The sequence below is a fragment of the Scytonema hankhaensis NUACC26 genome (genome assembly GCF_045865695.1).
In the GTDB taxonomy this organism is placed as follows: Bacteria; Cyanobacteriota; Cyanobacteriia; order Cyanobacteriales; family Nostocaceae; genus Scytonema.
This window is the reverse complement of record NZ_BAACAP010000246.1, coordinates 36822-59783: the sequence shown is the minus strand read 5'-3', so window position 1 is coordinate 59783 and position 22962 is coordinate 36822. Positions and strand designations below refer to the sequence as shown.

Here is a 22962-nt window from a genome sequence, read left to right as displayed (position 1 = left end):
TGGAAATAGAGTAGAAGCAAAAATCTCAAATCTTAATGTTTTAGAAAATGGCTTTAATCAGGTACACCTACTGGTTTTTAGACAGACAGTGATAGTAAATGTTAATAATGTTTACACTCAAAAATTTGATATTTGGGATTGGATGACACCAGGGAACGTTTATTTAGTTAGTATGGGTTCCGGTAATAAATTAGCAAAATATGAAAGTTTTAAAGTTTGGTCAATTTCAAACTGATAGGATAAGGTTCTCTGTATCGCACTTTTGAGGGAGAATAAAGGTTGACTTAAATTCGATCTGGTATGGAACCTCTTATCTCACGCATGCAGGCGGTACAGTCGCCTATCATTCCTGTAGTTGGCGAACTCATTCGGAACAATCCTGGAACTATCTCTCTGGGACAGGGTGTTGTTTCCTATAGCCCACCTCCTGAAGCCATAGAGCTTTTGCCTAAATTTTTATCTGACTCAAATAATCATTTATATCAGCCTGTTGAGGGAATTCCGCTATTACTCACTGCTTTAAAGGCAAAACTAGAAGCTATTAATAGTATTGAAATTATCAATGGAGAAAACAATATTGTTGTAACATCTGGTGGCAATATGGCATTTATGAATGCTGTTCTTGCTATTACTTCGGTGGGTGATGAAATTATTATTAATACGCCATATTACTTTAATCATGAAATGGCAATTGTGATGGCGGGTTGTCGTCCAGTTCTTGTCAAAACTGATGAAAATTACCAACTACGCCCGCATGCGATCGCACGAGCTATCACTCCTAAAACACGGGCTGTGCTGACAGTTTCCCCAAATAATCCCACTGGGGTAGTGTATTCAGAAGACGCATTGCGCCAAGTCAATCAAATTTGTCGCGAGCGCGGAATATACCACATTAGCGATGAAGCTTACGAATACTTCACGTACAACGGAGTCAAGCACGTTTCTCCAGCTGCATTCGTTGGAAGTCGCGACTACACAATTTCTCTCTACAGTTTTTCTAAAGCTTATGGCTTTGCTAGTTGGCGCATTGGTTATATGGTTATTCCCGAACACCTGTTGGTTGCAGTGAAAAAAGTTCAGGATACGATTCTCATTTGTCCGCCAGTCGTTTCCCAGTATGCAGCTTTTGGAGCACTACAAGCAAAAGAAGATTTTTTGAAGAATCATATTGAAGCGATCGCAAAAGTTAGAGAAGTGGTATTCAGTTCCCTAAATCGCTTGCAAGATATATGTACAATTATTCCTGCTGATGGAGCTTTTTACTTTTTCGTCAAAGTGCATACCGATATCAACGATTTTGAGTTAACCAAACGCCTCATCCAAGAACATCAAGTAGCAGTGATTCCAGGTCATACATTTGGTATGGATGATGGATGTTACCTCCGCGTTGCTTGCGGTGCATTGCAACAAGACACAGCTTCTGAAGGTATTGAGCGATTAGTCAAAGGTTTACAAAGTATAATTACGACATGATTTATGAATAAGGTAGGTTGGGTTGAGGAACGAAACCCAACATTCACCCAACATTCACCCACAAAACCCAATATTCACCCACAAAACCCAACATTTCATCAAATTATTTAAGAAATAGTAAAAACCAAATGCAAATTATCAATAAATTCATTGAAATAGAAACAGAAACAGGAATTAACATTCACAACATTACATCACAACTAGAAGCAATTCTTGCATCAACTTCTATCCAAAACGGTCAGCTTTTAGTATTTTCTCGTCATACAACCACAGCATTAGCGATTAACGAATATGAAGAGAGATTATTAACAGACATTAAAGTTTATTTGCAGAAACTAGCACCAGAATCAGACCGCTACTTACACAATGACCTGCATTTAAGAAAAAACATACCTCCCGATGAACCAATGAATGCCCATTCACACTTAATGGCAATGACTTTAAGTACGAGTGAAATAGTTCCTATTGTAGATGGCAAATTAGCTTTAGGAACTTATCAATCTATCTTACTGTTTGAGTTAGATGGTCCTCGTAAAAGAACAGTTTTTTGCCAAATTTCTGGAGAGAAAGTGTAGGCGAATGGCATGAGACTGTTGACGAATTAATAAAGGGTTATACCCCCTAACCTCTTGTTCCCTGGCTCAGCTAGGGAATACATGACGATGAGGCTCTGCCTCGACCTCCCGCACGTGGAGACAGAGCCTCGAATTCTGCATTCCTAGCCAGAGGCTAGGAACGAGTTTATGAGGGCTCTAATCCTTCACGAATTGACCAACGGTCTCATTCCATTCGCCCGTTCTATAAATTACCTATCAATTCTATTAATCTGTATATTAATCTAACCTAAACTTCTCAAATACAAGATTTACAAATAACATATTTTCATCCACAGCTGACAAAGTTTTGTTGTTAGCACTGTCAGAATTGAGACAGCGACAAACTAGTTGAGCAACATCTGCACGATGGATAATACCTGCAATATTTGGGTTTTCAGTTAAAATTCCATTTCCTGTTGCAGGTTCTGACTTTAGACTACCAGGACGAATAATCGAATATGTCAACCCACTTTCGATAAGATACTTTTCAGCTTTTTCTTTCTCCATCAAAATAGGTCTTAATGTTTCAAGAGCTTGGGGAGATAAAGCAACAATACTGTTACCACTACCAATGGACGAAACAAGAATGAATTTGTTAACTCTTGCTTTAACCGCCACATCAATGAGATTTTTATTGCCTATATAGTCGGCTCTTTCTTCATCCCGAGGTAAACTACCAATTGTACTGATGACAGCATGAATTGGTTCTTCAGTCAACATGGCATTTTCTATATCTTTTACATTTAAAGCATTTCCTAGAGCTACCTCAATACCGATGGCTTCTAGTTCAGGACGAGCCTCTTCTGTTCGCAAAAGTGACTTTACTTTTAGCTGTTGTTCAGTCAAACACTTAGCAATTTCTCGACCGACTCCACGACTTGCGCCAGCTAGAAAAATGTAAGGTGTGGTTGTCATAAATCTGAGTTCAAATAACTATTGTAGAACAGATCGCAGTTTTCCACTATATCTTCTTTTTGTTGTTGTCATGCATAAAATTTTGTAATTGCTGCTTGTCAAGAACTTTAATGATGGATCTATTACTAAAAGCAGAGCTATATAATTCCAGCGAAGGAGTAAAAGTCAATACAAGTCAAGATAACTTAATAAGAAACCCAAAACTTGACTTTACTAATGGATTGTAAGGTCGCGATCGACACTTTTAAAGCAGCCTAAGGAAATATTTTATGAGTAACGACGAAAAGCAAGTATTACCAGAAGATCCAGCACAAGCAGAAATTGGTAGAGGTGCTCCCGGTAACGACCACTATGGGGTACAACTAGCACAGACTGTAGGAGTCAACGCACCAGATGAAAGAATTCCCGCCAATACCCCAACAGAATTGAACAAAGAACAACTTGAGGCTTTTGAAGAGCAGGAAGAAGGTACATTACATACCACAGATGGATATGTAGTTGATGAAGCAGGTCAGCTAAATAATTTTGCAATTGAGCCACCAATGTATGTTGAGGGCGAGGAACCTAGAAATTAACGCTTCTTTGTTGCAAAATCAATTTTTATCTAAGATAAAAGTATCGAAGAAACCCGGTTTTTCTAAAAATCGGGTTTCTTGATAAATGAGAATCGTAGGTTGGGGAACTACTCGCGTGCAAAGAGCAGTGCGTTGCAGGGGTTTCCTCCGCTAAGTGAGAAAATAAAGTCAAAAGGTTCAGGTGATTCCAGCTTTAAATTTAAAGGCTAATCAAAATCGGTTGCCCAGTTTGGGTGATGCAGATGTTCAAATAATCGACCAATCTGAGTTGGAACGACGCGAGTTAGCGACAGTTCTGGAATTTGATGTTCTTCAAAAAATGCGACTGCCTCTGTTTCATGATTCTCTGTCGGAGCACCACTAATAATTTCACATTGAAAGAACAACTTGTACACGTGATGCCGCAGTGGTGGATGTCCGTGACGTGGATGATTTCTGTCGTAAACTGCGAGTAATTTCACAACTCTTGTTTGATAACCAGACTCTTCATATACCTCTCGCACGATCGCTGAACTGGGTGACTCTCCCACATCTGCCCATCCCCCTGGCAATGTCCAGCAATTATCCTCTCGCTCTTTGACCAGAAGGATCTGATTGTGCTGAAAAACAGCCGCTCGAACATCGACCTTGGGAGTTGCATACCCAACTTCATGCCTAAATAAATCAACAATCTGGTTTGGTTCAAGGGTGCTCTGTGTCGCTAAGATTTCAGCCGCAATCTGACGAATTTGGTGGTAGCGTTCAATGTCATACGGATTTTCACTGTAAGTCAAACCATTTTGGGCGATCGCCTGAAGTTGTTGGCTCCATTCGAGCTGTTTTAGACTCATACTGTTCTCCAAAGAATTCGTACATCAATCCATCGCATTCTGTGCCCGTCGAGCCGCTTCTAGTCCAGTGTCACTATCCTCATAGACAATGCATTCATGTGGGTAAATACCCATTTTTTCTGCCGCTAATAAGAACAGATCGGGTGAAGGTTTTCCAGATGCCACATCGTCTAGTGTAACGATGGTGTGAAAGAGCGATCGGGTGCGTGCTGCCATTAATATACTCAGCAATAATACTTAGCTCTATAGTAGGAGGCACTATGGGACATACTTATGCCAAAGTAATAGATAAAAAGAGACAAATAAACTTATGGCTAAACGAGCAGAAAAAAATTTAGAACAATACCAGGATGCACGAGTTGCAGCAACTACAAGAATATGGGGCATTTCTGTAGCAATGCTTGCGCTCTGTATTCCACTGACAGCTATTACAAGAAGCTCTATTCTACCTTTAGCTACTATTACAGGCGCTGCTGTAGGTACAGTAGCTGTTTGGCGTTCTGATGATAGAAAATATAAAAAGAATAATTATTTACCTCAAGACAAAATGGAACTGTTAGAACAAAGAATTGCTGATTTGGAAACGATAGTTAGCAGCGATGAGATCGATTTGCAAAGAAAAATTAAACAAATTGATTCTAGGGATGGAAGAGATAGGCATTCCTGAGATCTAATGACAAGCGATCGCTATATCTTAAGGAAGTTTTTATTTTCCATATTTTAATTGTATATCCGATAAGTTAAGTGTTAAAATTAACTTTAGTCGCTATATTGAACAAAATAAAAATTAATTAAATAACGCAAAAAAATATTAAACTTAATTTCTATGTAGGCAAAGATGGAATATTACATTTAGATATTCCTGTGTATGTACGAGAAACTGAGTTAGAAGTAACAGTAAATTGAAACCGATCTGTTCAAAAATTGATTTGTTAACAGAGGAAGAAATTAAAAATCTAGAATGGCATGATTTTCTCGACCTGACTTATGGTTGTTTGGCAGATGACCCTATTATAAGGTATCCTCAAGGTGAATATGAGGTAAGAGAAGACATAGAATGATTTATCTGCTAGACATTAATGTTTGTATTATTTATATTAAAATTAGAAGATTGGGAAGTTGAGGCATAGTTGAGTATAAGTTTGATTAAAGTTAGTAAATTTTTTCAAAATTTTTCACTTATATCCTGATTATAATATGGAGATTTAATGATAGGGTATTTAACAAAATTTTATGCTCTTCCAAAAAAACATATATCTACTGGTGGATGGCATTTACTTGTTTCGCCTCATAAAAAATCAAAAAATATTAAGCGATATTACAATTGTTTCAAAAATATTTAGAAATCGTCTAAAACCCAAACATAGCTTTAAGGTAGAACCTATAGGAGACCATAGAGGCAAATTATGACAAATAACATTCAAAAGTATAGGTTTGTCTGTACTCTTACCTTTGGAGACATATACGGTCAAATCATTGTTTGGCTGATCACTATTGCTTTAAGCTTGGCTTCTGCCTTAGCATTAATGGGTGCTAGAAGACCAGTTTATGCATTAGCCGCCGTTGGACTTGTGGTTCTGTTATCGCTACCTTTCTTGCTTTTTGCCTTCGTCACTACATTACTCAATCATATTGAGTTAGCTCCTGTAGACTCAGAAACTAAAATGCAACCAATTCCTGGTAACATTTCTCAGCAACAACCAGTACAAGCAACAAGTTAATGTACTAATAGCTAATGGCTAACTGCTGATGGCAGTATCTGATATTAACGCAACATCCCTGCAGAGCGCAGGGAATTTTTTTCAAAATAGTCTAAAAAGATGAAGTATAAAGTATAGAGGATGAAAGACACAAAATATCAGTATAAAGATCGTTAGTTATATTTTTCCAGTTTATACTTTATCTTTCATCTTTAATATCCTTTATATTTTCAATCGTTATGTTTGAACATGATGTAGTTATTGTAGGGGGCGGATTGGCTGGGTGTCGTGCAGCAGTGGAAATTGCTCGCACTGACCCCAGCCTGAATGTGGCGGTGGTAGCAAAAACTCACCCTATTCGCTCGCACTCAGTTGCTGCACAAGGTGGGATTGCAGCTACTTTGAAAAATGTGGATTCTAATGACACTTGGGAAGCTCACGCTTTTGATACGGTAAAGGGTTCGGACTATTTAGCAGACCAAGATGCAGTAGAAATTTTGACTCGCGAAGCACCGGATGTGGTTATTGATTTAGAACACATGGGAGTTTTGTTCTCTCGCTTAAATGATGGTCGCATTGCTCAACGCGCTTTTGGCGGACATTCTCACAATCGGACTTGCTACGCTGCTGATAAAACGGGTCATGCTATCTTGCACGAGTTGGTAAATAACTTAAGACGGCATGGTGTTAAAGTTTATCAAGAATGGTACGTAATGCGCTTGATTTTAGAAGAGGGTCAGGCAAAAGGTCTTGTCATGTACCGCATTGAAGATGGGAAGATCGAGGTGGTGCGGGCTAAAGCAGTTATGTTTGCCACTGGTGGTTATGGTCGAGTGTATAACACTACTTCCAATGACTATGCATCAACTGGTGATGGCTTGGCAATGACTGCGGCGGCTGGTTTGCCTTTGGAGGATATGGAATTCGTTCAATTCCATCCGACTGGGTTGTATCCAGTGGGTGTGCTGATTTCCGAAGCAGTCCGTGGAGAAGGGGCTTACCTCATCAACAGTGAGGGAGAACGTTTTATGGCAAGATATGCTCCAAGCCGCATGGAACTCGCTCCTCGCGATATTACCTCACGAGCGATCGCATATGAAATTCGTGCTGGACGCGGTATTCATCCTGATGGTAGTGCTGGCGGGCCTTTTGTTTATCTAGATCTGCGCCATATGGGGAAAGAAAAGATTATGAGTCGCGTCCCCTTTTGCTGGGAAGAAGCACATCGCCTAGTCGGTGTTGACGCCGTGACTCAACCCATGCCAGTCAGACCAACCATTCATTATTGCATGGGCGGTATCCCAGTGAATACTGACGGACAAGTTCGTAGTAGTGGTGAGGGTTTGGTTGATGGGTTCTTTGCAGCTGGAGAAACTGCTTGTGTTTCCGTACATGGTGCAAATCGCTTGGGTAGCAATTCTTTACTGGAATGCGTCGTTTATGGACGTAGAACGGGAGCAGCGATCGCACAATTTGTCCAAAAACGCAAGCTACCCCTTATAGACGAGCAACGCTACATTACCGAAGCCAAGCAACAAATACAAACCTTATTAGACCAGCCCGGACAATACCGCATCAATCAAATCCGCCAAGCTTTTCAAGATTGCATGACTCAGTATTGCGGTGTTTTCCGAACAGAAGAATTGATGCGTGAAGGGTTGTTGAAATTACAAGAATTACAACAGCAATATTCGCAAATTTATTTAGATGACAAAGGTAACTGTTGGAACACCGAAATTGTGGAAGCAATGGAAATGAGAAGTTTGATGCTAGTAGGGCGGATTATTCTCGAATCAGCTGCCAATCGTCGGGAAAGCCGGGGCGCTCATTTCCGCGAAGATTATCCAGAAAGAGACGATCCTAACTTCCTCAAGCACACAATGGCTTATTATTCTCCTGCTGGAATCGATATTCAGTATCGACCAGTTGCTATTACTATGTTCCAGCCACAGGAGAGGAAGTATTGAATTGGGGACTGGGGACTGGGGACTGGGGACTGGGGACTGGGGACTGAGTAAATCCCCATTGTCCCTCAACAAGGAGGGGGCCCCAAGTTCCCCAATCCCTTTACTATATCCAAAGACAAATGTATAATTACTCAAACGAAGGGGAGTAGCTACTGGCAAAAAGTTTTGTCAGTGCATCTGAATCAACATACTGGCGATGAGCCTGGTTCGGGTGACAAGAAGCTTAAAAAAGTCAAAAGTCAAAAAGATCGGGTTGATTACTCCCGAACCGTCAGAAGATTACCCAAACACGTAGGGTGGGCACTGCCCACCCTACAAAGATCGGTAATTTTAGAGCGGAAAGGGAGTAATTCTTGACGTTTGACTCAAGGCTGCTAATTGGAAGTGAGACCTTCACTAAGTTCGCGCAACGAGAGTGTGAGCTTGGTGAAGTCTTGTCAACTTTCATCAAGCTCACACGGTAGATGATTCTATAAGGAGCTTGAGAGAGTGCTGACAGCTTTTACTGCGGGTTTGTTATTAATTACGGTTTCTGAGTTAGGCGATAAAACATTTTTCATCGCTGTAATTTTGTCGATGAAACACTCGCGACGTTTAGTTTTTGCAGGTGCGATCGCAGCGTTAGCGGCAATGACTATACTTTCAGTAGCAGTGGGACAAGCCGTTTCTTTACTGCCAAAAAGTTTGATTCATCATGCTGAAATAACTCTGTTGTTTGGTTTTGGTGTCAAGTTACTTTACGATGGATACCGCATGCCAGCCATTACTTGCAATACGGAAGTTGTTGAAGAAGCAAAAGCCGCAGTAGAAGTTGCTGATACACAATCGGCGAAAAAGAGCAAGTATTTGGGAGTTATACTACAAACTTTTGTACTGACGTTTATGGCTGAATGGGGCGATCGCACTCAAATTGCCACCATAGCATTAGCAGCCGGGAATCATCCAATAGGGGTGACAACAGGTGCCATTCTGGGACACGCTATTTGTGCAGCTATTGCCGTCATTGGTGGCAAAATGATTGCTGGGCAAATTTCTGAACGCACTGTCACCCTAGTTGGTGGATTCTTATTTCTTTTATTTGGTATCTTAGCTGCTCTTCAGGGAGAGTAAAGCGAGTGGTAACATAACAAGGGGATAAGGAAGACGAGGTAGAATTACTTTTCCTTGTCCCCAATCCCTTGTCCCCAATCTCCTATCCCTCCGGGGTAGGAGATACTGTAGGAGAAGGAGTAGAAGAAGGTGATGCTGTTGCTTGCTTGTTAATTTCATCTTTATACTGTGCTGGTGCTAAAGCCGATGCCCTAGTAAATAAGATTTTTGCTTCTTCTGTTTTCCCCTGTTTCTTCAAAAGCATTGCTTTTGCTAAGACAGGACGAAAATCTTGCTTGTCGTTCTTGATAGCGCGATCGTAAACATTAAGAGCTTGAGCATATTTCTTCTGAGAGTCATAAACATTGCCCAAAAGCACTTGTACGGCAACTGTATCCACACTTCCTGGTTGAATTTTATTTGCTTGAGCAGCAGTATTGAGCGTCTCCTGTAGCAAACCGATAGCAGCTTCAGGTCGTTTTTGGTCTAAAAGAAGAAGTACCATACCTTGCAAAGCATCCAAATCGCCCGGTTTACTTTCCAAAACCGAGCGATAAGTTTGAGCTGCGCCTTCTCTGTCGCCAATTTGTTGTTTTGCTTGAGCTAGCAGCACAGCATATCGAGTTTGCTCTGGCTTAGACTTAGCTAACCTTTCGAGCGGTTCAATCACCTCTTTAATATCACTCCCCCCCAAACGTATCAGTTGTAAACGAGTTTCAATTAAGCCTCGCAGCGCTGTTTCATTGTCTGGTTCTCGTTGCAAAACTTGTTCGTAACCTCTTGCAGCGTCTTCGAGTTTAGATTTTTCGTCAGAGGATGCCGAAGTGCTTCTATTGCTACCAGATTCTTGCCTTGTAGGCTGGGTGTCGTTAAACGCTGCAATCAAAGGAATCATTGACACTCCAATAAAAGCAAGAACTGCGAGTAGCAAAACTGCATTAACCATCCAGCGATTGCGAGATTGAGACACAAAACCGTCCTTACACTCTAACAACAGAAGAAAGTATGAAGACAAAAGCATAAAGGATGAAAGTCGAATTACAATGTAACTCACCTCATACTTCCTACTTCAAACTTTAGTTGACATTATCGGTCACATAAATCGATTTAGTTAAAAATTTTAAAAACTTTGCGGAATCCCTTGAGTTACCTGTGAAATTTATAACAAATAGCAATATACGCACTTTATACAAGTGTTGACTTTAGGAGGAACCTTCTGAGTTTGAGCTATGATATCTTTCCGAAACTAGTTATAAAGGCGCTAAATTACACTTAGGCATAATATGTATGCGAAGTTTTGCGTCTTAAATGTTATTGAGAGCGTTCAGGCGTAGTTGTCTTGAAAGGAAATATACTTCCAAGCGCCGCACATACGCTCTTTCCAGCTGTCTTAGTAAAATCCCACAATGGGATCTGTCTCCGCCGCAAGGAGTTTTTATGACTTCCGACTTAATGCCGTCGCCCGAATCGTCCAACTTAACAGCTTCCATCGAAGCTCAAACAGATCGAGATGCAGATGCAAATGCAATTGCGAATGCAAATGCAATGGCAGATGCAACAGAAAACGCAGTGCTTTCCGTTCCCGAACCAGAAAACTTACCCGAACCTTCCAGTGAGACTAGCAGTAATGAGAACCTCATTAGCAGGCAACAACCAATTCCACCTCCTAGCGAACCAATGCAGTATCGAGCCATTGGCTTAGTTCGAGGTCGTTACGTTGCTAGTGACGAACAATTTACCCAAGGCAAAATGGTAACCTCGGATGGTACAGAACTGGATGCTGTCCTTCTTGGTCGAATTATGAGTCTGGTAAAGAATCATTTAGACTTGGAAGCAGAACATTTATGGGTTGTTTATCCTCGCACTCGCCAAGAAAATGATAATTTGCACCTACAGATTGTAGGAGTTTGGGAGCCAGAAAACTTGGCGCAAGGTCGTCAAATCCTTGATGAACAAGATACGGCTTCTGAAGATTTGCCAATATCGAAAGAAAACTTACCAAATTCCGTGTTGTCATCTTCAGACATTACAGACGGTGGTTTTTCTGTTCGTGGAGAAGTTGTTTACCAATCCAATGAAGCGGGAAATTTAGTCATTAAAATTAAGCAAGCGCCACGCAAACAGAATGACAAACCCAAGTATTTTAAGTTAAAACTCACAGCGAAACTTGAAACTAAAGCAGTAGGTAAGTTCTGGGATTTTCAAGTTACGCGAAAAGCTGATTTATTATTAATCGAAAGTGGCGAAGTGATTGCCGATTTACCCAAAAAGCGCAAACCACAAAGACTGGGTGATTTCAAAGGGGGAGGGCGTCGTCCCGGCGGTCCAGGCAACAAAAAACCATACGTCCCCAGACAGCGCAATGGAGAACTTCAACGTCCAATTCGGAAAGTCGGCGACGCCTCTACATCTACATCATCGCGTCCAAGTCCCGTCTCTACTAAACCCACTCCTAAGCCAGTGAAACGCCCAAAACCAACTCAGGAATAGGGGATGAATTATGAATTATGAATTATGAATTATGAAATCAAAAAAATTCATCATTCAGCATTCATAATTCATAATTTCTAAAACTCCGTCCATCGGTCTTGGGGGAGAAAAGACCTCTCCATTGGGATTTGAGCAACGGGTTCTGTGAGAGTAAAGTCGCCTAATTCAATCCATTTTTTTAACTCTAGAGCAACTTGCCGGGAGAAAAATAAACTTGCAAGGGGTGCTACACGAACAGTTTTACCTTCAATGGTTATGCGTCCGGATTTCAGTTGGGCATAACTGACTAAACCAAAGGTAGGACGAACTCGTCGAGGAATAGAAAAATCTACTACCGGGGCTACTAGATCTTTGTCTTGAATGGCACATTTGGCGACGACTTCTTCATTTAACACGGGAAGTGGTATCCCTACTCCTAACATTAAAGATGGACCGTAGCTTTTGAAGTAACAACCTCTCACCCAATGGCTATCCATTTGCTTAGCGTCACCAATTAATGCTAAAGTTGCAGCCGGACCGATGGGTGTTCGATTTGGTAATCGCTTTTGTAAGGGGAAATGCTGGGTTCCTTCCCAAGCAACGTAGCCAATTCCACCTCCTAGAAAAATTCTCGTACCAATTCCAATGAGTTGTAAGTCTGGATCGTTGAGTAAAGGAGCAACAGCACCAGGGTTAGAGTAAACTGCATTGCTTAAACGGGGTTGTAGCGGACCAAGGTAAGTGTACAACGGGCGATCGCCTCCATTCACACCTACTATAAAATTTTGATAGAGATTACGAGGATTAAATAAATAAAATTGATTTATGGTTTCGCGAGTAATCGTTGTTTCAAAGGTGGCTCTTGGATAACAATCTGTAACTTGTCCTTGCGCTCTAACGTGTATAGGTTTGCCAGCTATCAAGTCTTCGATGACATGACCGCCGCCACGTTCCCGGACTTCTTCGCCGTCCATCACCTCCACTGCACAACTCGCACCTAAGTATAAATCTACTGCGCCAAAACCAGAATAGACGGGTACATTATCTAACCAGCAACGACGAATTTTTATGGGTGGGTCAGTGTGTCCGAGATTAATAATCGCACCACTAGATTCCATCGGCTCAAAAGTACCAGTTGTGATGACATCGACTTCTTTAGTAACTTTTGTTACACCAATCTCTTGAACTCTGACTTTTAATTCCTCGACGGTTAGCACTACCGCCTGCTTGCGGTTGATTTTGTCATTGATTTCCGCAATTGTTGGCATATAAAAAAGATGTAATTCCGATGCTTTTCAATATATCAGTGACCAGTGACCAGTGACCAGTAACCAGTGACCAGTTAATTGGTAATCAATTTCTTGTTACTTTATCATAAAAAAATGATTAATTTTACTTGAGGTTTGTTTAAAGTAGATTGATAAATCAATATTTATACTGATATGTTTGATAGCACAATGAAAAGTTATAAAAATTATATCCCCGACTTCTTTAAGAAGTCGGGGATATGAAGAAAGTTTGAACAAAAATAATAACTAAAGCTATTGTTTTTTTGCATTATTTAATCAATTTAAAAATTCTGAGATTAATTTCCAAGAAAACTAAAATTTATGGGGTTCAATTCTAGCTTGTCAGCAACACTCATTGGAATATCGATGGTTATTGTGCAGACGCAAGTTGCTGCAGCACCCTCTCCAATAGAAATTGATGAAATAGCACAAGCCATTACTGTACTGATTGATGCTGGAGATTCAGGTTCTGGTTCGGGAGTCATTATTAAAAAACAAGGTGATGTTTACTCTGTTGTTACTACCGCTCACGTAATCGAACGTCAAAAACTGAAATATGAGATTGTAACTCCCGATAATAAAAGGTACGTGCTTGATTACAAAACGGTTAAAAAATTGCCTGAAGTAGATTTAGCAATTTTACAGTTTACTAGTACAACGAATTATAGAGTTGCTAAGTTTGGTAATTCGGATAGTATCCAACGAAATGCCAAAGTTTACGTTGCAGGATTTCCTGGGCGTACACCTACAATTCAACGTCCAATTTATAACTTCATGGCTGGAAAAGTCATTACAAATGCTTTGCGATCGCAACCCGTATCTGATAGCGGTTATAATTTGGTTTATGATAATTCAACTCTACCTGGAATGAGTGGCGGTCCGGTATTGAATGACCGAGGTGAGGTCATTGGAATTCACGGTAGAGGAGAAATTTTTAACTATGAGACTCCAAAGATAAATCCTCAAGTCGCGTTTGTGTATACGGGTAGGAGTTTGGGAATTCCAATTAAAACGTTTTTGCAATTAACGGGTAGAGGTGAAACAAATGCAATCTTACCTTTACCTGAAATTCCCATTGCAGTTTTTCCCTAGAAATTACCAAGAAATAAATTACCCTTTAATAAAATATTGAAGGCAGAAATGCGCCTACTGGCTCGTTGTACAGTCCCATACTCATCAATGTCATTGGTCGAACTACCTGCAATCCTTTCTCTAAGCACCAGCGGAATAACTCAGTATTACGGATTGGCAACAGAAATCCAGCTCCGGAAATTGCTGTTGCGGCGCTCAGTAGAGCCTTGAGATCTCGATCGCTGTATGCAACTGCGTGTCCATCAAAGCTAAGTCCGGTTGTGTATCCTGTAATGTTATTGTTATATTCAACTACTGTAAGCGTTTGTTGCTCAATTGCATTAAGTAATTCGACGTGGCGAACATGACCGTGAACTTGAAAACAGAGTTTGTTGCAGATATCAATATCTGCTAAGGTGCCTGTACGAACGATATACCCTGCTTCAACCTCAAGTTGAAGCGTCGTACCTTTTAGGACTGTAAGCGGTTCTCGCACGTGAAATCCAAGCTTGGCATATAAGGATAATGAAGTACTATTATAGGCAGCTTGCACTAACCTGACACCTGCAAACTTTTGCTCCCATGCGTAATCTAAAACGTATTGCATGAGATGTTTACCTATTGAACGTCCTTGTGTCATGGGGCTAACTGAGAGTGGTCCGACTCCCGCAATCGCTCCATTACACTGAAGGAAATTGCTACCTACAATGTGTCCGTCTAGTTCCGCTACAACTGAGTAAACATTTTGACGCTTAAACATAGAGGAAAACGACTCAATTGTAGCTTCGACTGAACCCAACTCTGTGGGTAAACTATGTTGGTCATTAAGTATCTTAAGAGCTTGGTAAAAAATTGAAGCGCAGTCATGAGCGTCTTCGATTCTTCCCTCTCGTAAAGTGAAGTTTGTACTTTTCATAATTGGTAAATAGCCATTTTAAGATAGTAAGTAGTTTATAACAAAGATTATACGCACCATCACAATCCCCCTCTCTAAATCAAGGTTCTGGAGTAGACGTAATTACTGGAAAAGTAGAAGATGCAGAAAGAGAAAACTTGCGCGATAGCTTCGCTTGCGCTGTCATGCGAGCGCAATGAACAGTCTCAGACTTTAGGATACAGCCACCTTTGAAATAGTTTTGTTAAACGAGGCATTACCAGATAGGTAAGCAGTGCTACAACCAGTCCAGTGGTAATGAGTTGATTGAGCAATACAGGCAGACCGGACAAAAGCGGAGCCAACAATCGACTGACGATCCCCAAGGTCACAAATACTCCCAGCCAGGTAATCAGTGCCATTTTGTAGCGAGGAGGTGGAGTCTTGAGTGGCTTTTCGGATAGAGTGAACCAAGTTTCCAATCCAGTCAGGGTTTGCACGTCCTCTGGTTTCTCAATTAATGGCTGCAATCGCTCAATCCAGTCACGTCGCACGTCCGACTCCATCCATTTTTTCAAGTTGGTGTAGCGATCGAACCGTAGAATCGCAACGTATTCTGGATGAGTGTGCTCGCGCGGTCGAATAATACTCACACCCATGTGTCCATCAAACTGCTTGGCAGCAGGAATAATACCGTGCAGCCATTCCTCATATCCCTGCTCGCGTCCCGGACGAATCAGGTGCGAGATAATGACAGTTACTTGATGCTCCTCATCTGTACCGATTGCCACAGGCTCGTCTAACATCACATTTGTCTCCATCGGGTGACTGTGCTGCAAGCAGTTTATCAACGAGCAAGCCTTGAGGACAAGAGAGTGTGACGCAGCTAATCTACTAAGAAACCTTTCTACGTTGGAAGGGATCGGTGTTCACCTCCGACAACATTTGCACCTCGATTTCAAAAATACGTAACTGCAATTCACTATCTCCATCAACTTCGGTCATATCAATAAGTTCTAGAAAACGTTCGGCTGTCATATCTGGGTTTCGGGCACAATCTATGAGAGTACCAACATTGAAAGTGCGGTCTCGCCAATTTCTTGGGTAAGCAATGCAAAAGTAATTTTCCCATTGTTGCGGATGGTCAAGCATATGTTGGGCGATTTCCAACTTGGATTGAGCTTCCACCACTCGGAAATTGTTCTCGTACATTCCTTCATCAATTAATGAAGTTACCAAAAATAGAGGCATAACCCTTAACACAACTCTACATCTCTATATTTTCTAGTTTGACATCCTTTTCTCCTAATTTTAGAAGAGTTTTTTTTATAAAACTAAATATGGAGCGAGTACAGTGAAGTATCGCATTCTCAAAAGATAAATTAACTAGTGCAAACAATTACAAAAAAGTTGATAATTGGTCGGAATGCGATTGCCATAGCACTTTGGTTATTAAGGAAATGTTGCATTGCCCAAGCGCTGTTTAAGATCGCGAATGGTAGCACTGGTGTTGCGCTCGTATGCAATTTGAACGCATCGGGAGATCGCAAACGAATTCTCTCTGCCTTTTGAAAATAGCCTGTAGAGAAAAATTCCCGCGCTCGCTTCAATACTCTTCTCAGCGATCTCGAATCATTTATCGCAATCGTCGAACAACGACATTCTAGTGAAATAATATCACCAGTTTGAAATGGTAATTTTTCAGAATATGCTAATCTTGATGGAACTAGCAATTGCAGAACTATTACCAATGTAGTCATTAATACACTTAGAAGTACTGTTTGGAGAAGCCGCCATCGTTGAATCGGTACTCGATTGGGAAAATTCTTCATTTCTTGCCAACTCAGCAACTCAAAAGTAGGATTTTGGTAAATCACTGGTAACCAACTAGCACAAGGAAAGTCATTCTCCAACCCCTGAAGTCTTTCCCGCGCTTCTCGTACAGCTAGATAAAATGGCTTATTCCTTGTAAAAGCGACGAAAAAGTTTTTCAAAAACTCCTGTGCGACTAAATTTGGCACCCCTTCCCGCATCACAATCATTCGGGGAATGTTCAAATCAGCCAAATTTTGCGCTAAACCAATGCCATCACAGGAGTTAAAAATTGCCAGTTTTAAACCGCGTGCAATTGCTGTCTGAAGTGCATTCCTTAATTGGGAAATTGTTAAACTCTCGTTTTGATTAATGCAAATTTTCCCTATCTCCCCATCTGCAATACTAGCGCTATGTCCGGCAAAAAACAGAATATCCCAATCCCGATCCCACAGTTGCTCGTCAAGTTCTTTTCGGCTAGGTTCGATAAGTAACGTAGTTTGAGCATCTGTTAAACCTTGCAACAAAGAATAGTCCTTCTTAACATCAATACCGAAACTGTCCCCGATAATTGCTAAAATATTGACTTGAACTGTGGAAGATGTTTGTACTACCTGAGGAGATGCATACTCATGATTGCTCAAAGCTAATTCAGCTTTAGGGTAATCCTCAAAAAAGTTCCACAGATGCCAAGGCAACCGATATAGTAAAGCGAGATCCGTTTCAATAATAACTCTAATTTCATCATCTCGACTAAGTAGAGTCCGTAACTGTCGCTCAATATGTTGGAAGGATTCAGATTTCAACCAAGCATTGATGTGTGTTTTTAGCTGTTGACACACCTTGTCGAAGTCAGTTACAGAAATATGAGTTATGTCATGTGAATGCACTCTTATACGTTGATTGCTGTTCAAACGTTGATGGACAGCTTCGTAGAGTAACTTCCATCTTATGTAGAGTTCGGAAAGTTCTGGTACTGCAGGTAGACTTCCTGTTATTTTAAAAAATTTGCGCTCGTGCCAAAGTTGAACTGTGACAACAGGAAATCCTTGATTTAAGTCTCCTCGCACCAGGTTAAAGACAACTAGCTTACTCATTTGTTGTTTGGTAATTGTGAGTTGTTAGTAGAACTGATGGTAGAGTACCTTCTGTAAGTAAAATCCCTTACTGGATAAGTTTGAGCGGGTTTTATAGCGTTTCCTAGTTTGCTGCGTTACAAATTTATCTGTGCCTTGTTGGGTTGGGATTTGTTTGTTTAACTGCTGTGCCGTTATGATGGATATTACTAATACTTGGTATGTTGGAATCGCAAGCAGCGAGAAGACTTGCTCCGAATAAAGAACAAGTAACAAGAGCAAGGAGCTTTTTATTAGTTTTGGTGTTGTGTAACATTAGGGTTTGCCGTTCACTCGACGATTCCATTAAACACCCTTGGAATAGGAGATAGCCTATGACATATTTGAGTATTATTTTATTTGCCTACGACTTTGGTACGAGTTATTTTGAGAAATATTGCTAGATGGCAATTAAAAAGCTAAAACAATTTTACAGTTCTATGTAATAACTCAAATTGAGCGCTTGTTATGCTAAAAAAGTTAAAATTAAAACAAAAATTTACAATTCTGTTACTTTTGATTCTCATAGTAGGTGTAAGCTTCAGTGGAATTACACTTGCTACAGTATTAAATCAAAATACGAAAGATGAAATGACCGCCAAAGCTTTATCTCTCATCGATACAATGTCTTCCGTGCGCGAGTATACACTTACTCAAATCACTCCAGAACTTATGGATGACATAACAACTAAGTTTTTACCACAAGCTGTAGCGGAATATTCAGCAAGAGAAGTTTTTGAAATTTTGCGAAAAAGAGCGGAATATCGTGACTTTTTTTACAAAGAAGCAACACTGAATCCAACAAATCTTAGAGATAAAGCAGATAGTTTTGAAACTCGAATTGTAGAGGGTTTTAGAAAAAATAAAAATTTAAAACAGGTAACTGGATTTCGATCGCTTCCTGGTGGTGATGTTTTTTACCTTGCTCGTCCGCTAGCCGTAACAAAAGAAATTTGTCTTGCCTGTCACAGTACGCCTGATGCTGCACCAAAAACTATGATTGAACGTTATGGCACTGCAGGTGGATTTAATTGGCATTTAAATGATATTGTAGCAGCTCAAATGGTGTCATTACCTGCAAGCGGAGTTATTAAAAAAGTTAATCAATCTTTTTTAATTATAGTAGGGCTTGTGTCTGCTTTGTTTGCGGCTGTTATCTTTCTAGTTAACTTCTTCTTAAATCGAGAAGTTGTTGTACCTCTCAAGCGTATAACTCGCGTAGCTGAAGAAGTTAGTATTGGGCATATGGATGTTGATTTTGAGCCGCTGACAAATGATGAAATTGGCAATCTTGCTAAAGCTTTCAAACGAATGAAGCGGAGTTTAAATATGGCAATGAAAACCCTCAGGGTAATCAATCATGACAGAGAATTATGATTATAAAGTCGGAGGAAGTTTAGGAGAAAATACCCCCTCTTACGTTATCAGAAAAGCTGATTCTGATCTTTATCACAGCTTAAAAGCGGGAGAGTTCTGTTATATTTTTAACTGCCGACAAATGGGGAAAACCAGCTTGATAGTTCGGACAATAAAAAAACTAGTTGCAGAAGGTTTCGCTTGTACTTCTGTTGATTTTTCGGTACAAGGGAGTCGAAATATTAACTCAGAACAGTGGTATGCTGGGATAGTTTACAAGCTGGTCACTAATTTTCATCTTGGTAACCCATCAGAATTTCTCCGCAATTGGTGGCGAGAAAGAGATGATATTACTCCAGTGCAACGTTTGGAAGAATTTATTGAAACAGTTTTATTAGTATCTATTGCCAGCCCAATTATTATTTTTCTAGATGAAATAGATAGTATTCTTAGCTTAAGTTTTCCCACAGATGACTTTTTTGCGCTAATCCGAAGCTGCTATGAAAAACGAAATTTCCACTCAGAATATAAACGATTGACTTTTGCATTAGTAGGAGTAGCTACCCCTGGAGACTTAATTGGCGATCGCAGGCGAACACCGTTCAATATTGGGAAAGCAATTCAACTAGAAGGGTTTACTGAAAGTGAGATTGCGCCATTAGCCAAGGGATTTGAGGGAAGAGTAGAAAATCCTTTAGCTTTAGTGCGAGAGATTTTATCTTGGACAGGAGGACAGCCATTTTTAACGCAGAAAGTCTGCCAGCTATTGCAGGAGAAAGAAATAGGAAATGGGGAAAGATTAGAGTCAGTTATTAAAAGTCAAATTATCGAAAATTGGGAAGCACATGATGAACCAGAGCATTTAAAGACAATCCGAGATAGGATGCTGTTAACAGAGCAGATTGCGGGACGGTTTTTAGGATGGTATCAGCAAATTTTGCAGTCGGGGTACATAGGGGCTGATGATAGTCTAGAAAAGATGAGATTTCGCCTAATTGGGCTGGTGGTGAAACAGCAGAATCAGCTAAAAGTGTACAACAAAATATATAGATCGGTTTTTGATTTAAAATGGGTAGAAAAAGAATTAGATAAACTGCGTCCATATTCAGAAAACTTTCAAGCATGGGTTGAGAGTAACGATCGCGATGAGTCACGGCTGTTGCGCGGACAAGCTTTACAAGATGCTTTGCAATGGGCTGATGGGAAGAGTTTGAGTTATGAGGATTCAAGATATTTAGCAGCTTCTCAGGAGTTAGAAAAAAGAGAACTGGAAGCAGCTTTAGCGGTGAAAGAAGAAGAGAGTCGGATATTAACTAAAGCGCAAAAAAAAGCAAAACATAGGATTCGTTTGGGAAACATAATTTTTGGTATATCTTTAATAATTGCAATCACTCTAGTAAGTCTTGCCAATGAGCAACTACAAGAAGCTAGAATAGTCACAGAATTGGAAAAATCATCAGCGCAATTGTTCCGCTTACCGAAATCAAGTATGGCTTTGGAACATTTAATTGAGTCGATGCGATCGGCAAGAGAATTGAAAAAATTAGTTAAGAATATTCATCAACTTAAAGATTACCCTACTATCACTCCCTTATTCGCATTGCAAACAACGTTAGAGAAGAATATCCGAGAAAAAAATCGATTGTCAGGACGTTATGTAAAATTTAGTCCCGATAGTAAAATTGTAGCTACTACATTTGGAAGAACTGCCAAGCTGTGGAACCTTAAAGGCGAGTTAATTGCCACTCTCAATCACCAAAATAGAGTCAACCACGTACAATTTAGTTCTGATGGTAAGACTGTGGCGACTGCTTCAGATGACTTCACCGCCAAGCTATGGAACCTTAAAGGCGAGCCGATTGCCACTCTCGATCGCCAAAATAAAGTTAACCACGTAGAATTTAGCCCTGATGGTAAGATTGTGGCGACTGCTTCATATGACAATACTGCCAAGCTGTGGAACCTCAAAGGCGAGGAAATTGCCACTCTCGATTGCCAAGCTCCGGTTAACAAGGTAGAATTTAGCCCTGATGGTAAGATTGTGGCGACTGCTTCATTAAACAACACCGCCAAGCTATGGAACCTCAAAGGTGAGCCTATTGCCACTCTCAATCACCAAAAAGCGATCGCAGATGTGGAATTTAGTGCTGATGGTAAGACTGTGGCGACTGCTTCAGGTGACTTCACCGCCAAGCTGTGGAACCTTAAAGGTGAGGAAATTGCCACTCTCAATCACCAAAAAGCGGTCACTGATGTGGAATTTAGCCCTGATGGTAAGACTGTGGCGACTGCTTCAAGTGACTTCACCGCCAAGCTGTGGAACCTTAAAGGTGAGGAAATTGCCACTCTCAAACACCAAGCTCTGCTCAACAACGTAGAATTTAGCCCTGATGGTAAGACTGTGGCGACTGCTTCATGGGACAAAACCGCCAAACTGTGGAACCTCAATGGTGAGGAAATTGCCACTCTCAATCACCAAGCTCTGCTCAACAACGTGGAATTTAGCCCTGATGGTATGACTGTGGCGACTGCTTCACATGACGGGATCGCCAAGCTGTGGAACCTCAAAGGTGAGGAAATTGCCACTCTCGATCGCCAAAAAGCAGTCAACAATGTAGAATTTAGCCCTGATGGTAAAACTGTGGCGACTGCTTCATGGGACAACACCGCCAAGCTGTGGAACCTCAATGGTGAAAAAATTGCTACTCTCAATCACCAAAAAGCAGTCAACAAGGTAGAATTTAGCCCTGATGGTAAGACTGTAGCAACTGCGTCATCTGACAACACTGCCAAGTTGTGGAACCTCAAAGGCGAGCCTATTACCACTCTCAAACACCAAAAAGCGGTCAACGACGTGGAATTTAGCCCTGATGGTAAGACTGTGGCGACTGCTTCATGGGACAACACCGCCAAGCTGTGGAACTTCAAAGGTGAAGAAATTGCTACTCTCAATCACCTTTTATGGATCGACAACGTAAAATTTAGTCCTGATGGTAAGACTGTGGCGACTGCTTCAAGTGATTTCACCGCCAAGCTATGGAACCTCAAAGGTGAAGAAATTGCTACTCTCAATCACCAAGCTCCAGTCAACCACGTAGAATTTAGTGCTGATGGTAAGATTGTGGCGACTGCTTCATGGGACAACACCTCCATACTGTGGAACCTCAAAGGTGAAGAAATTGCTACTCTGACTCATCAAGGTAGGGTCAACGACGTAAAATTTAGCACTGATGGTAAGACCGTGGCGACTGTTTCAGATGATAATACTGCTAAGCTGTGGAACCTCAAAGGTGAGCTTATTGCCACTCTCGATCGCCAAGCTCCAGTCAACCACGTAGAATTTAGCGCTGATGGTAAAACTATGGCGACTGCTTCAGGTGACAACACTGTACGCTTATGGACTCCCGTTGAGGATACTTGGCAACAGCTTGCTGAATATCAGGGCGACTACGCCCGGTTTAGTTCGGATGGTAAGTTAATTGCTATTAGAGTAGATACTACTACTGTGCAGCTACGTCGAGTTGAGAGTTTAGATGATTTACTAGTGCGCGGTTGCAACTATCTCAAGGATTACCTCGCCACACGCGATGCAAGCGATAAGTTACGCTCCGAATTCTGTTCCAATCAATAAAAACACTAATAGACATCTCCAAAAATTAATTATGCATGACCTGAAAGTCTTGAGAGGGGCGCAAGGCATTGCGCCCTTACATCTTTATTGGAGATGTCTAATTTATCAACTCAGGTAAAGTTAGCCTCAAGTCGAATTAACTCGAATTTCTCATGCTTGAACTCACATTCGGTCATGTTTTGATATGGGAAGGTATGTTA

The 22962-nt window shown here is 40.8% G+C and carries 21 protein-coding genes; 12 read left to right on the top strand and 9 right to left on the bottom strand.

Annotated features, from left to right (window positions below; genetic code table 11):
* The first annotated feature begins 300 nt into the window (after positions 1-300).
* Both ACKTT2_RS43800 and ACKTT2_RS43795 read left to right on the top strand, forming a co-directional pair.
* A complete protein-coding gene (locus tag ACKTT2_RS43800) occupies positions 301-1473 on the top strand; it encodes a pyridoxal phosphate-dependent aminotransferase (protein WP_407898465.1) in 1173 nt (390 codons plus the stop codon).
* A gap of 128 nt (positions 1474-1601) precedes the next feature.
* Complete coding sequence (locus ACKTT2_RS43795; RefSeq protein WP_407898463.1) at positions 1602-2048, top strand: secondary thiamine-phosphate synthase enzyme YjbQ; 447 nt, start codon at positions 1602-1604, stop codon at positions 2046-2048.
* Between the two features lie 258 nt (positions 2049-2306).
* Here ACKTT2_RS43795 and ACKTT2_RS43790 read toward each other — a convergent pair whose 3' ends face one another.
* Positions 2307-2984, bottom strand: a complete 678-nt coding sequence (locus ACKTT2_RS43790) for an SDR family oxidoreductase (protein WP_407898461.1) — start codon at positions 2982-2984, stop codon at positions 2307-2309.
* 269 nt (positions 2985-3253) lie between these two features.
* On the opposite strand from ACKTT2_RS43790, the gene ACKTT2_RS43785 reads away from it, so the two are divergent.
* Positions 3254-3559, top strand: a complete 306-nt coding sequence (locus ACKTT2_RS43785; RefSeq protein WP_407898459.1) for a hypothetical protein — start codon at positions 3254-3256, stop codon at positions 3557-3559.
* 206 nt (positions 3560-3765) lie between these two features.
* Here ACKTT2_RS43785 and ACKTT2_RS43780 read toward each other — a convergent pair whose 3' ends face one another.
* Together ACKTT2_RS43780 and ACKTT2_RS43775 are read right to left on the bottom strand one after the other, a co-directional pair.
* Positions 3766-4389 carry an NUDIX hydrolase gene (locus ACKTT2_RS43780; protein WP_407898457.1) on the bottom strand — a complete coding sequence of 208 codons (624 nt, stop codon included), beginning with the start codon at positions 4387-4389 and terminating at the stop codon, positions 3766-3768.
* Positions 4390-4413: 24 nt separating this feature from the next.
* On the bottom strand, positions 4414-4605 hold the full coding sequence (locus tag ACKTT2_RS43775) for an HAD family hydrolase (RefSeq protein WP_407898454.1): 192 nt from the start codon (positions 4603-4605) through the stop codon (positions 4414-4416).
* Positions 4606-4699: 94 nt separating this feature from the next.
* On the opposite strand from ACKTT2_RS43775, the gene ACKTT2_RS43770 reads away from it, so the two are divergent.
* The 5 genes from ACKTT2_RS43770 to ACKTT2_RS43750 all read left to right on the top strand — a co-directional run bounded on the left by ACKTT2_RS43770 (position 4700) and on the right by ACKTT2_RS43750 (position 9166).
* Positions 4700-5056, top strand: a complete 357-nt coding sequence (locus tag ACKTT2_RS43770; protein ID WP_407898452.1) for a hypothetical protein — start codon at positions 4700-4702, stop codon at positions 5054-5056.
* Positions 5057-5291: 235 nt separating this feature from the next.
* Entirely contained in the window at positions 5292-5450 is a 159-nt protein-coding gene (locus tag ACKTT2_RS43765; protein WP_407898450.1) for a hypothetical protein, read from the top strand.
* Positions 5451-5795: 345 nt separating this feature from the next.
* Positions 5796-6110, top strand: a complete 315-nt coding sequence (locus tag ACKTT2_RS43760; RefSeq protein ID WP_155746807.1) for a hypothetical protein — start codon at positions 5796-5798, stop codon at positions 6108-6110.
* Between the two features lie 218 nt (positions 6111-6328).
* Positions 6329-8056, top strand: coding sequence for a succinate dehydrogenase/fumarate reductase flavoprotein subunit (locus ACKTT2_RS43755; protein WP_407898448.1), 1728 nt, complete (start codon positions 6329-6331; stop codon positions 8054-8056).
* Positions 8057-8545: 489 nt separating this feature from the next.
* Positions 8546-9166: a TMEM165/GDT1 family protein gene (locus tag ACKTT2_RS43750; RefSeq protein WP_407898446.1), complete on the top strand. Its 621-nt coding sequence runs from the start codon at positions 8546-8548 to the stop codon at positions 9164-9166.
* Positions 9167-9248: 82 nt separating this feature from the next.
* Here the strand turns inward: ACKTT2_RS43750 and ACKTT2_RS43745 are convergent, their stop codons facing one another.
* Positions 9249-10115, bottom strand: coding sequence for a tetratricopeptide repeat protein (locus ACKTT2_RS43745; protein ID WP_407898625.1), 867 nt, complete (start codon positions 10113-10115; stop codon positions 9249-9251).
* Positions 10116-10582: 467 nt separating this feature from the next.
* Between ACKTT2_RS43745 and patR the strand changes: the two genes are divergently transcribed.
* On the top strand, positions 10583-11635 hold the full coding sequence (patR, locus tag ACKTT2_RS43740; RefSeq protein ID WP_407898444.1) for a heterocyst master regulator PatR: 1053 nt from the start codon (positions 10583-10585) through the stop codon (positions 11633-11635).
* Positions 11636-11712: 77 nt separating this feature from the next.
* Here patR and ACKTT2_RS43735 read toward each other — a convergent pair whose 3' ends face one another.
* Positions 11713-12882, bottom strand: a complete 1170-nt coding sequence (locus ACKTT2_RS43735; protein WP_407898442.1) for a homocysteine biosynthesis protein — start codon at positions 12880-12882, stop codon at positions 11713-11715.
* Between the two features lie 342 nt (positions 12883-13224).
* Between ACKTT2_RS43735 and ACKTT2_RS43730 the strand changes: the two genes are divergently transcribed.
* Complete coding sequence (locus ACKTT2_RS43730; protein WP_407898439.1) at positions 13225-13995, top strand: S1 family peptidase; 771 nt, start codon at positions 13225-13227, stop codon at positions 13993-13995.
* A gap of 25 nt (positions 13996-14020) precedes the next feature.
* Here ACKTT2_RS43730 and ACKTT2_RS43725 read toward each other — a convergent pair whose 3' ends face one another.
* From ACKTT2_RS43725 to ACKTT2_RS43710, 4 genes are all read right to left on the bottom strand, one after another.
* A complete protein-coding gene (locus ACKTT2_RS43725) occupies positions 14021-14890 on the bottom strand; it encodes a GNAT family N-acetyltransferase (RefSeq protein WP_407898437.1) in 870 nt (289 codons plus the stop codon).
* A 185-nt stretch (positions 14891-15075) separates the two neighbouring features.
* Positions 15076-15654 carry a putative antibiotic biosynthesis monooxygenase gene (locus ACKTT2_RS43720; RefSeq protein WP_407898623.1) on the bottom strand — a complete coding sequence of 193 codons (579 nt, stop codon included), beginning with the start codon at positions 15652-15654 and terminating at the stop codon, positions 15076-15078.
* A gap of 88 nt (positions 15655-15742) precedes the next feature.
* The gene (locus ACKTT2_RS43715; protein WP_407898435.1) at positions 15743-16099 is read right to left on the bottom strand and encodes a hypothetical protein; all 357 of its coding nucleotides are present in this window, start codon (positions 16097-16099) and stop codon (positions 15743-15745) included.
* Positions 16100-16230: 131 nt separating this feature from the next.
* The gene (locus ACKTT2_RS43710) at positions 16231-17757 is read right to left on the bottom strand and encodes a CHAT domain-containing protein (protein ID WP_407898433.1); all 1527 of its coding nucleotides are present in this window, start codon (positions 17755-17757) and stop codon (positions 16231-16233) included.
* 486 nt (positions 17758-18243) lie between these two features.
* Between ACKTT2_RS43710 and ACKTT2_RS43705 the strand changes: the two genes are divergently transcribed.
* Both ACKTT2_RS43705 and ACKTT2_RS43700 read left to right on the top strand, forming a co-directional pair.
* Positions 18244-19152 (top strand): Tll0287-like domain-containing protein, encoded by a 909-nt coding sequence (locus ACKTT2_RS43705; RefSeq protein ID WP_407898431.1) that lies wholly within the window; start codon positions 18244-18246, stop codon positions 19150-19152.
* Complete coding sequence (locus ACKTT2_RS43700; RefSeq protein ID WP_407898429.1) at positions 19136-22762, top strand: eIF2A-related protein; 3627 nt, start codon at positions 19136-19138, stop codon at positions 22760-22762. The genes ACKTT2_RS43705 and ACKTT2_RS43700 overlap by 17 nt, the downstream gene beginning before the upstream one ends.
* The last annotated feature ends 200 nt before the right edge of the window (positions 22763-22962 follow it).